Source organism: Rheinheimera sp. (genome assembly GCF_020217005.1).
Taxonomy (GTDB): Bacteria; Pseudomonadota; Gammaproteobacteria; order Enterobacterales; family Alteromonadaceae; genus Pararheinheimera.
The window spans coordinates 1-10,000 of the sequence record NZ_JAIWOI010000210.1 but is presented as its reverse complement, the minus strand read 5'-3'; the positions used below and the strand labels follow the sequence as shown (position 1 = coordinate 10,000).

At 46.0% G+C, this 10,000-nt stretch carries 7 protein-coding genes; 3 read left to right on the top strand and 4 right to left on the bottom strand.

Features of this window, described 5'->3' with window-relative positions; translation table 11 throughout:
* Window positions 1-309 (top strand): CGNR zinc finger domain-containing protein (locus LDL40_RS10345; protein ID WP_300995265.1); only part of this gene is annotated, 309 nt, incomplete at its 5' end.
* Between the two features lie 64 nt (window positions 310-373).
* Here LDL40_RS10345 and ssb read toward each other — a convergent pair.
* From ssb to LDL40_RS10330, 3 genes are all read right to left on the bottom strand, one after another.
* Entirely contained in the window at window positions 374-1,048 is a 675-nt protein-coding gene (gene ssb / locus LDL40_RS10340) for a single-stranded DNA-binding protein (RefSeq protein ID WP_300995264.1), read from the bottom strand.
* 11 nt (window positions 1,049-1,059) lie between these two features.
* A complete protein-coding gene (locus LDL40_RS10335; protein ID WP_300995263.1) occupies window positions 1,060-2,427 on the bottom strand; it encodes an MFS transporter in 1,368 nt (455 codons plus the stop codon).
* Window positions 2,428-2,498: 71 nt separating this feature from the next.
* Entirely contained in the window at window positions 2,499-3,623 is a 1,125-nt protein-coding gene (locus tag LDL40_RS10330) for a GGDEF domain-containing protein (RefSeq protein ID WP_300995262.1), read from the bottom strand.
* 421 nt (window positions 3,624-4,044) lie between these two features.
* On the opposite strand from LDL40_RS10330, the gene uvrA reads away from it, so the two are divergent.
* Entirely contained in the window at window positions 4,045-6,873 is a 2,829-nt protein-coding gene (gene uvrA / locus LDL40_RS10325) for an excinuclease ABC subunit UvrA (protein ID WP_300995260.1), read from the top strand.
* 45 nt (window positions 6,874-6,918) lie between these two features.
* Here uvrA and LDL40_RS10320 read toward each other — a convergent pair whose 3' ends face one another.
* Window positions 6,919-8,238: an ATP-binding protein gene (locus LDL40_RS10320; protein ID WP_300995258.1), complete on the bottom strand. Its 1,320-nt coding sequence runs from the start codon at window positions 8,236-8,238 to the stop codon at window positions 6,919-6,921.
* 690 nt (window positions 8,239-8,928) lie between these two features.
* Here LDL40_RS10320 and LDL40_RS10315 point away from each other — a divergent pair.
* Window positions 8,929-10,000, top strand: a 1,072-nt coding sequence (locus LDL40_RS10315; protein WP_300995256.1) for a hypothetical protein, incomplete at its 3' end; no start/stop codon positions are given.

Below are 10,000 nucleotides of genomic sequence, written 5' to 3'. Positions count from 1 at the left end.
GGAGAGCTTAATCAGTATTTACAGGCTTTTCTGACAGCGCCTACTCTGGAAAGGGATCCTAATGGCCAACTGATGTTAAGCCGTATCTCACGCAGTGACACGAGTGGCGCTCTGCTGGGGCCAGTGGCAGAAGCTGTGGCGCAATTATTGGTGGAAGGCAATGTTGCCCTGATCAAACAATGCGAACACCCCGACTGTATTTTATGGTTTTACGACAGAACCAAAGCCCATAAACGCCGTTGGTGCAGCATGGCTTTATGTGGCAACAGATATAAAGCGGCACAGTTCAGGAAAAGAAGCAGCAGTTAAAATAACAGATATAAAAAAGCCTCTGACTGCAGAGGCTTAGTTTTACACAGAATAAAAGGTTTTCTTAGAACGGAATATCGTCGTCAAAGTCGATTGGTGGTTCCATTGGGCCACGTTGTTGTGGTGCTGCCTGATTAAAACCGCCGCCTTGTGGCTGGTTAAAATTGCCCTGAGGCTGGAAGCCGCCCTGAGCTGGACGTTGCTGGTAACCACCTTGAGCCGGTGCTGCAGCCGCCGGAGCCTGTGGAGCGTAACCGCCCTGAGCTGCAGGAGCCGCTTGTGGCATACGTTGTTGTGGTGCAGCTGCAGGTTGTTGATAACCACCCTGTTGACCCATAGGAGCGCCGCCTCCTTGATGACCCATAGCTGGAGCCTGCCCCATGCCAGCGCCCTGACCTTCACCACGGCCATCTAGCATTTGCAGCTCGTTGGCAATGATTTCAGTGGTGTAACGCTCCACACCTTGCTGATCCTGCCACTTACGGGTACGTAAACGACCTTCGATATAAACCTTGCTGCCTTTGCGCAGGTATTCGCCAGCGATTTCCGCTAAACGCTGATAAATCACCACACGGTGCCATTCGGTATTTTCTTTCTTTTCGTTGGTCGTTTTGTCCGTCCAGCTTTCGCTGGTCGCTATAGTCAGGTTGGCCACAGCACCACCTGTTGGCATATAACGGACTTCAGGATCGGTACCTAAGTTACCAATCAAAATTACTTTATTAATTCCACGAGCCATGCGACTTCTCCTTAACTTTTTTGGCTGCTCTCAACCAAAGACTGTGCCTCTGCCAAATCAAAATGTTGCTGGCCGACTTTTAAATACAAACGTTGTTCCGCAACCACCACTGTGACTTCCAACACACCTCTGAGTTGGGTCAGGCGCTCTGCCAATTGGGCTGCGGCGGTTTCATCGGCCACTTTGACAGGCAATGACAGCCGTTGCGATCGCGCTGGCACTGTCATGCTGCTGGCATAAGCCAACCATAGTAAACCAATCAGGGCAGCCACGGCAAACAAGGATTCACCGCTGCTGAAACTAGCCACAGCACCGCCTAAAATACCGCCAGCGAAGGCGCCAAAAAACTGCGCACTGGCATAAGTACCCATTGCAGTACCTTTTAGTCCAGCAGGGGCAATACGCGACAACAAGGCAGGCATGCTGGCTTCTAAGTAGTTAAAACCAACAAAAAATAGCAACAGCGCCAGGCTGATCGACCACAACTGCTGATTGATTAAAATTAACACAAAACTAACAATAAGCAGGCTGATTGCCAGCAATAAATAGCCTTTTTCCTGTTGTTTGCGACTGGCCAGAATCATCAGTGGCACCATCAGAATAAAAGCCGCAATTAAAACAGGTAGATACAACTGCCAGTGTTGTTCCGATGCAAAATCCTGCTGCAGCAACAAAGTTGGCAATACGACAAAAATAGCTGTTAACAACAAGTGCAGAACCAGTACACCAAAGTTCAGTCGCAATAATTCCGGGTGACGAAACAGCGCCGCGATTTGGCCTTTGGTCGCCAGCGTTTCAGAAGCTGGTGCTTTGCTGACAGCAACAGGCACCACTTTCCAGACCAATAGCAAACCGGTAATTGCCATTAACGCTGTGCACCAGAAAATACCACTTAAACCACTGGCGGCTGCTATAGCCGGACCAGCCACCATGGCTATGGTGAAAGACAAACCTATGGTCATGCCGATCACAGCCATGACTTTAGGCCGCTGTTCTTCGCGGGTAATATCGGATGCAAGAGCCATTACTGCGCCAGAAATCGCGCCCATGCCCTGCAGTACCCGGCCAAAAGTCACCATATACACAGAATCAGCTAAAGCGGCGACCACTGAACCCAAGACAAAAAAGCTAAGGCCCAATAGCATGACTGGCTTTCTGCCCCATTTGTCCGACAGCCAGCCCATAGGAATTTGTAACAGCGCCTGAGTTAAACCATAAGCACCAATAGCCAGGCCTATCCACAAAGGCGAAAAGCCGATCAGGTCTTTGCCAAAAATGGCAAAAACCGGGATTAACATAAATAAACCAAGCATCCGGAAAGCAAATACCAGTGCCAAAGACCAGGCGGCACGTTTTTCCAGTGGATTAAGATGAGACATCCGCGACATTTCTCCGGGTAAAAGCGGGCGGCGATTGTAGCACAGCGCGGCTGTGACCCGCCATCACTCACCTAGGGGCAGTCTGTCGCAAACTCAATACGATCTCTACCTCTGGCTTTAGCTTGATACAAAGCATGATCAGCACGACGCAGTTGACAGTCAAAATCGAAGTCGGCATCAAAGACTGCTATGCCCAAACTGATGGTAAGCTGCTGTAAGCTGCTGATCTGTGGCAATTGCATAGACCGCACAGCAAGTAATAACCGTTCAGCGGCTAATTGAGCAGAATCTTTGTCGGTCTGAGGCAAAAACACTATAAATTCCTCGCCACCATAACGAGCCAGCACGTCACTTTGTCTTATCTGCTGTTGCAGCACTGCCGCCACAGCTATTAACACCTCATCACCACCATCATGGCCAATTTTGTCGTTAATTCGCTTAAAGTGGTCTAAATCAATCATAAAAAGCGCTGAGCTATGAGGTTGGCGTTGTAAATAATTCAGATTGCCCTGAATGGCATGCACCAAACCTCTTCTGTTCAATAAGCCGGTTAACGCATCATGCAGGGCTTCAGCTTTGAACTTTCGTTGGGTTTCCTCCATATAGCCTGTCAAAGCAAAAATACAATAACCTGCTGACACCGCAGGCCAAAATGACTGTGAAATTAACAGACCAGACAAAAGCCAGTCCGGAGCTAACAGCAACATGATGCTGCGCAGCAAACAAATCAGCAGCCAAACCAAAAAAACTGCAGCCATCATCAGGTCAGATAAGGTGGGGGTGGGCTTTAAATACCGGAAGCACCAAAAACTGGGGCCTATCAGTAAAAAGGTAAACAAAGTCATCAAATGCAGGCTGATATTTTGCTGCTGAAGGTAGGAAAAATAGCTATATGTGCAAGCCAGAGCCGCTCCGACAGGAATAATCCACTGCCAGGGGACGGGCCGGCCTGCGCGTCTGAAACTAAAAGCAGTTAATAAACTCATGTTCAGCGCGGATAAGCTTAATGACAACACCAACGTTAGCCCTAAAGGCCAAAAGTAGAATAACCAGCTGAAAAGCTCAGCCCCCATAGCGCCTTGCAGCAATGGCAGAGCCTTACTGTTTTGGTCTGTCGCACGCAAACGAAAACTTGCCAGCAAAAATACCAGCAACACCTGTACCATAGCAAAGCAATAGAGTTGTTCTGAGGTCATAGTACGTCTTAACCGCAAGTTGACGCTTTCAACTTAGCGTTAAGTATTTCATTCTGCAAATATTACCCGTGAACAGTAGTAAATCAGCGGGTTTCTTTGTTGTTTTTCTAAGCGCCCGCCTTGCTATAAAGCATGTATTTATATACAGTATCATCAATTGAATTATTGCCCGGCTGATCCGGTGTTTGCTTTTTCGCATAAAGCTTGTGACTAAGACAAAGTCGTTGCCCAGCCGCATCTTTCACCGAATAGTCAAAGTCATTGGAATTGCAGCAAGGCGACGAGTAATTGAGTCCCTATGAACATAGTTGTCGTATGGGATCGGGGCGAAAGTGCTCAGTCAGTACAGCTGCGGTTTCAATGAAGAAGGGTATAATTCGTTTTTCCCAAGCCGACTTCAACAGGCAAGAGACCCAGCCGTATGGATAAGATAGATATTCGGGGTGCCCGCACCCATAACCTGAAAAATATTTCGTTAGAGATCCCACGCGACAAACTGGTGGTGATCACGGGCTTGTCCGGCTCAGGTAAATCCTCTTTGGCCTTTGATACACTGTACGCTGAAGGTCAGCGCCGTTATGTAGAGTCTTTGTCGGCCTATGCCCGGCAGTTTTTAAGCCTGATGGAAAAACCCGATGTCGATCATATCGAAGGTTTATCTCCGGCTATTTCCATTGAACAAAAGTCGACCTCGCATAACCCACGTTCGACAGTGGGTACTATCACTGAAATTTACGACTACCTGCGTTTGTTATTTGCTCGGGTCGGTGAGCCACGTTGCCCTACTCATGATTTACCGCTGGCGGCTCAGACCATCAGTGAAATGGTCGACAAAGTGGTGGCTTTCCCTGAAGGCACCAAGCTGATGGTATTAGCGCCAGTGGTGCAGGAGCGTAAAGGTGAACACGTAAAAACTCTGGAAACCCTGGCGGCTCAGGGTTATATCCGCGCCCGCATTAACGGCGAAATTTGTGATTTGTCTGATCCACCCAAGCTGGATCTGCACAAAAAGCACACCATAGAAGTGGTGATAGACCGGATAAAGGTGCGGGACGATATCAAACAGCGTTTAGCCGAAAGTTTTGAAACCGCGCTTGAGCTTTCTGGTGGTATTGCCAAAGTCGCGTCAATGGACGATGACAAAGCGCCTGAACTGATTTTCTCTGCAAACTTTGCCTGCCCTACCTGTGGGTATTCGATGGCCGAGCTGGAACCGCGGTTGTTCTCTTTTAACAACCCGGCCGGTGCCTGCCAAAGTTGTGATGGTTTAGGCGTAAAACAGTATTTTGACGCCAATAAAGTGATAGTCAGCGACGAGCTGAGTTTATCCGGCGGCGCTATCCGTGGCTGGGATAAACGTAACTTCTATTATTTCCAGATGCTAAAATCTCTGGCCGACCATTATGGTTTTGAGCTGGAAGTGCCTTTTGCCAGCCTGAGTAAACAGCATCAGCAGGTGATTTTAAACGGCACAGGCAAAACCGATATTGAGTTTAAATACCTGAACGACAGAGGCGACATCATCAAACGTAAACATCCGTTTGAAGGTATTTTGCCGAATATGGAAAGGCGTTATCACGAAACTGAATCCAACGCTGTACGGGAAGAACTGGCAAAGTATTTAGCCTCGCAAAGCTGCCCTGCCTGCAACGGCTCACGTTTACGTGAAGAAGCCCGCCATGTGTTTATTGGCAAAACTACCTTGCCTGAAGTAGTGGAACTGTCGATTGGTGACTGTTTAGAGTTCTTCCGCCAGTTGACCTTACAAGGGCAAAAAGCGCAAATTGCTGAAAAAGTATTAAAAGAAATTCAGGACAGACTGATGTTTTTGGTGAACGTTGGCCTGAATTACCTGAATTTGTCGCGCAGTGCTGAAACGCTGTCCGGTGGTGAAGCCCAGCGTATTCGTTTGGCCAGCCAGATAGGCGCAGGTTTAGTCGGCGTGATGTACGTGCTGGACGAACCTTCGATAGGCCTGCATCAGCGCGACAACGACCGTTTGCTTGGCACTCTGACCCATTTACGTGATTTAGGTAACACCGTCATAGTAGTCGAACACGACGAAGACGCAGTGCGCGCTGCTGACCATATTATCGACATTGGCCCTGGCGCCGGTGTGCATGGTGGCTCTATTGTGGCGCAAGGCAGCCTGGAAGATATCAAAAATACCCCAGAGTCTTTAACAGGCCAGTATTTATCTGGCGTGCGTAAAATTGCGGTGCCTGACAAACGTCATGTAGGCAAAAAAGGCAAAGAATTAAGGGTATTAGGCGCTAGCGGCAACAACCTGAAAAACGTGGATTTGGAAATCCCATTTGGTGTGATGACCTGTATCACAGGGGTGTCGGGTTCAGGTAAATCCACCTTAATTAATGACACTTTATTCCGTGTGGCACACCGGGTGCTGAACAAAGGCGAAGGTGACGAACCTGCCCCACATAAAGCCATTGAAGGCATGGAGCATTTTGATAAATGCGTCGACATAGACCAAAGCCCTATAGGCCGCACCCCACGCTCTAACCCTGCGACTTACACTGGCATTTTCACTGCGGTACGGGATTTATTCGCTGGTACTCAGGAAGCCCGTTCCCGTGGTTATCAGGTGGGTCGCTTTAGCTTTAACGTTAAAGGTGGTCGCTGTGAAGCCTGTCAGGGCGACGGTATGATCAAAGTCGAAATGCACTTCCTGCCGGATGTGTATGTGCCTTGTGATGTCTGTAAAGGCAAACGCTATAACCGCGAAACCCTGGAAGTGAAATACAAAGGCAAAAACATTCACGAAGTACTGGAAATGACAGTGGAAGACGCTCACGCATTTTTCGAAAGCATTCCGGCCATAGCCCGCAAACTGAAAACCTTGATGGACGTAGGTTTAACCTATATCCGCCTCGGCCAGTCGGCGACCACCTTATCCGGCGGTGAAGCCCAGCGGGTGAAACTGGCGCGTGAACTGAGTAAACGCGACACAGGCAAAACCCTGTATATCCTTGATGAACCAACCACAGGCCTGCACTTCTTCGATATTCAGCAGTTGCTGAACGTGCTGCACAAGCTGCGCGACCACGGCAATACCATAGTGGTGATTGAACACAACCTCGATGTGATCAAAACCGCAGACTGGGTGGTTGATTTAGGCCCTGAAGGTGGCAGCGGCGGCGGTGAAATCCTGATCGCAGGCACACCAGAGCAAGTGGCTGCTTATGAGAAGTCCTATACAGGGCATTATCTGAAGCCGCTGTTGGGCATATAAACCCAGACACAGCTTACTAAAAAGCCCGTATTACGGGCTGTTTTATCACAGCAGATGTGTACGTACAGCCTGCGCCGTGTAATACAGCGGGTATACCAGATGCTGCTGCTCAAGCGGTGACGAGCCCTGAGTACCGGTCAGTTTAATGGTTTTGACCGGACTACATTTTTCAATATAAGACTGCAGTGACCTGGCTCTGGTGCGTTTACCACTTTTTACTTCCAGCGGTATCACATTGCCGATACTATCGGCCAGAATAAACTCTATTTCCGCCCGGGCGTCGCCCCAGGAAAAGGTGGGATCAATGCCCAGCGCAGCTAACTCCTGCTGCACAAAGTTTTCTGCGATGTACCCCTTGTAGTCATAGTTCTGCTGCTTTATTTCCAGATAGCTGACACCCAGCATATGGTTAAGTAAGCCAACATCAAACAGAAACAACTTGACCATATTGTCTTTTTTGTAAGCAGCCAACGGGCTGCGTGGTGTACCTTCAACAGGATAGTTTTTTAAGATCAGCCGGCACTTCTCCAGCCAAATGATGCCGCTTTCCAGCTCCTGATAACGGGATTTACGCTCATACACCTGTTTGAACTTAAAGCGTTGAACAGATTCATCTATTACTGCAGCAAGCTGAGCCGGCACTGCAGTAAACACAGCTTCAATTAAACCGGCATCCACCTTGCCAGAGTACTTACCAAAATCCCGCACATAACCGGCCAACAAATCGGCATGTACCTGGGACACCGCTTTTACGCGCTCCAGTATGCTTTGCTCAGCCAGTCCAAACCAGAGGCTAACAGCCTCCGGCATACCACCGGTAAAGTAATAATCTGTCAGCTTATCAAACAGTTTAGTGTGGGCAGCAGCGGAATTTTGCCCGGCATCATAGGCTTTTAACAGCGCTGCCTCGCCAGAGGCTAATAAGAACTCGCGGAAGGTTAACGGCCTTAAGTTATATTGCTCAACCTTGCCGACCGGAAAGGTATTTAGCAAACCTATGTTAGAGCCACTGGCGGCAATAAAGGCCTGCGGGCTTTGTTCGGCAAAAAACTTTAATGCAGTCACCGCACGTGGGCATTCGCCAATTTCATCGAGGATCAGTAAGTCAGTAGCCATATTAAACGGCTGGCCTGTTAACAGCTCGATATTACTCAGTATATCGCTTGGGGTTAACGAACCAGCAAAAGCATCCTGCATCTGCGGCGACTCAAGAAAATCCACCCGCAGTACCTTTGCAAAGTGTTGGCCAAATAACTCTTGTAGCAAATAGGTTTTACCCGTTTGCCTGGCACCATCAATCAGCAGGGGCTTACGCTCAGGTTTTTGTTTCCAGCGCAGTAATGCTGTCAATAAATCCCGTTCCATAGCCCTACCTTAGTACTGTCATTTTGTGCCCACATTACACTTTTGTGCGGATAAAAACAAACAGAAACACACTTTTATGCGCATAAAAGTGTTTTTTTATACATTTTTATGCGCACAAAAATGTAAAAACTGTGAGTAATTGGCGAAATAGTGTTTGTATTGCCGTCACCTAAGCATAGACATGGCTCCATTTGCCAAACTTGCCTTTTTACTACAAAGAGCATGGATACTGATGCAGTACATCTTGAATAGCATGGAGTAAAATTTGCAGATTTTGTGAAGTGTTGTTCTTGGTTGGGCAAAGTGAGGCAAAAGAATGATGAGCTGAAGTTCAAGCACTTACATGGATTGGTCTTAATTTCATCTGCCACTTTTCATGATAGGGCTTGATCAAACCTGACAATCTGCTTAGTGCCAAAAGCTGCATGCCTCAAGGATTACTAATAAAGCCTTCAAAAAACACTGGTGAAACATCCAGTAACCAGGCATGAGTTAATTTTCTGACAACTAGCGTACAGAGAGATCAGATTTTGTCGGAAATTTTTTTGACCAACCTGAAAATTATATTGCAAAAAAGGTACTAAGGCATTAGGTTGGAATGATTAAAATTCAACAAAGTAGGCCAAAAAACTTTCAGCTCCCGGGCATCTTTCCTTTTATTAAATTGTTATATTTTTAGGTTGAGTAAGAATGGACTTTGAGGCAGTAAAAAAATACAAAAATATAAAACATGAAGACCTGTCCTATAAATCGCTTTATGAACCAAATGAGCTACTCACATATCTATATAGCGGAGCAATTTTTCGACTGGATCAATCAGAGCGAAAATCTCTTCTGGAAAATTTAAAAACTAACTACTTGAATAATGACTTCAAACTTATGTTTGACTATATAGATTTTTCTTTTTTAAAAGCAGATGAATACTGGAGGACCGCTATAGATAGTTCTAGAGGGCTTTATGCTGAAGATATATTAAGTCAAATAGAATTTTTTGGTTCCAGAATGCTTGCGAAAAATATCAGCATTGACGGAAAAACATACAATGATGACATAATAAATTCACAACATGATTTTCTACTAGGACTTATGCCAACCTTGTTGAGATTTATTCAAAACAATAAAATACCATTTTTAGGAAAGCAGTCTTGTAGCAAAAAAAATCAATCAAGGAAATTAATAGAATCCATTAGTCATTATCATTCTATTTTTACCCAGCTTAATGAAGTAACAAAGGGGGGATATTTAACAAAGCCGCTTTCTTTTTTACTTGATAAATATAACTTTAGCAATGAAAGTAAAGAAATCCTAGAGAAACATTGCCAATTTTTTATGCAACGATTACCTGAGGATCTGGACAGTCAAGAAACATATAGGGACTTGAATTATCGGCTTGAGTATAAAGAAGAAGAAGATTTTCATAAACAATCCAAGCTGATGGAGGATTCTGGCTTTGCTAAACATCATATGGATATAGATTTACTTCACTTTGACTTTGCAAGAAGCGAAGATTATGAGACTGAGATACAGTTCCATAAGGTCGGCACTTTTTTAGAACAGGTGTATTACTCCTGTGAGACATCCTTTATCTACAACCAACAGGAATATAAGATTATAGACTTAATAGAAGTTTCTAAATCAATCTATGAATTTGCTTATCGATTACACAAGCGGAATCTTAATAATTTAACTTCAAAGAAATCTAGTTTTATAACTATCAAAGGAAAAAATTCGCTTTTCCGTGATTTGAATGTTGGTAAATACC

Coding starts and splice junctions, on each gene's coding strand:
- LDL40_RS10330 (WP_300995262.1), bottom strand. CDS start 3,623: ATGACCTCAGAACAACTCTATTGCTTTGCTATGGTACAGGTGTTGCTG.
- LDL40_RS10335 (WP_300995263.1), bottom strand. CDS start 2,427: ATGTCTCATCTTAATCCACTGGAAAAACGTGCCGCCTGGTCTTTGGCA.
- LDL40_RS10320 (WP_300995258.1), bottom strand. CDS start 8,238: ATGGAACGGGATTTATTGACAGCATTACTGCGCTGGAAACAAAAACCT.
- uvrA (WP_300995260.1), top strand. CDS start 4,045: ATGGATAAGATAGATATTCGGGGTGCCCGCACCCATAACCTGAAAAAT.
- ssb (WP_300995264.1), bottom strand. CDS start 1,048: ATGGCTCGTGGAATTAATAAAGTAATTTTGATTGGTAACTTAGGTACC.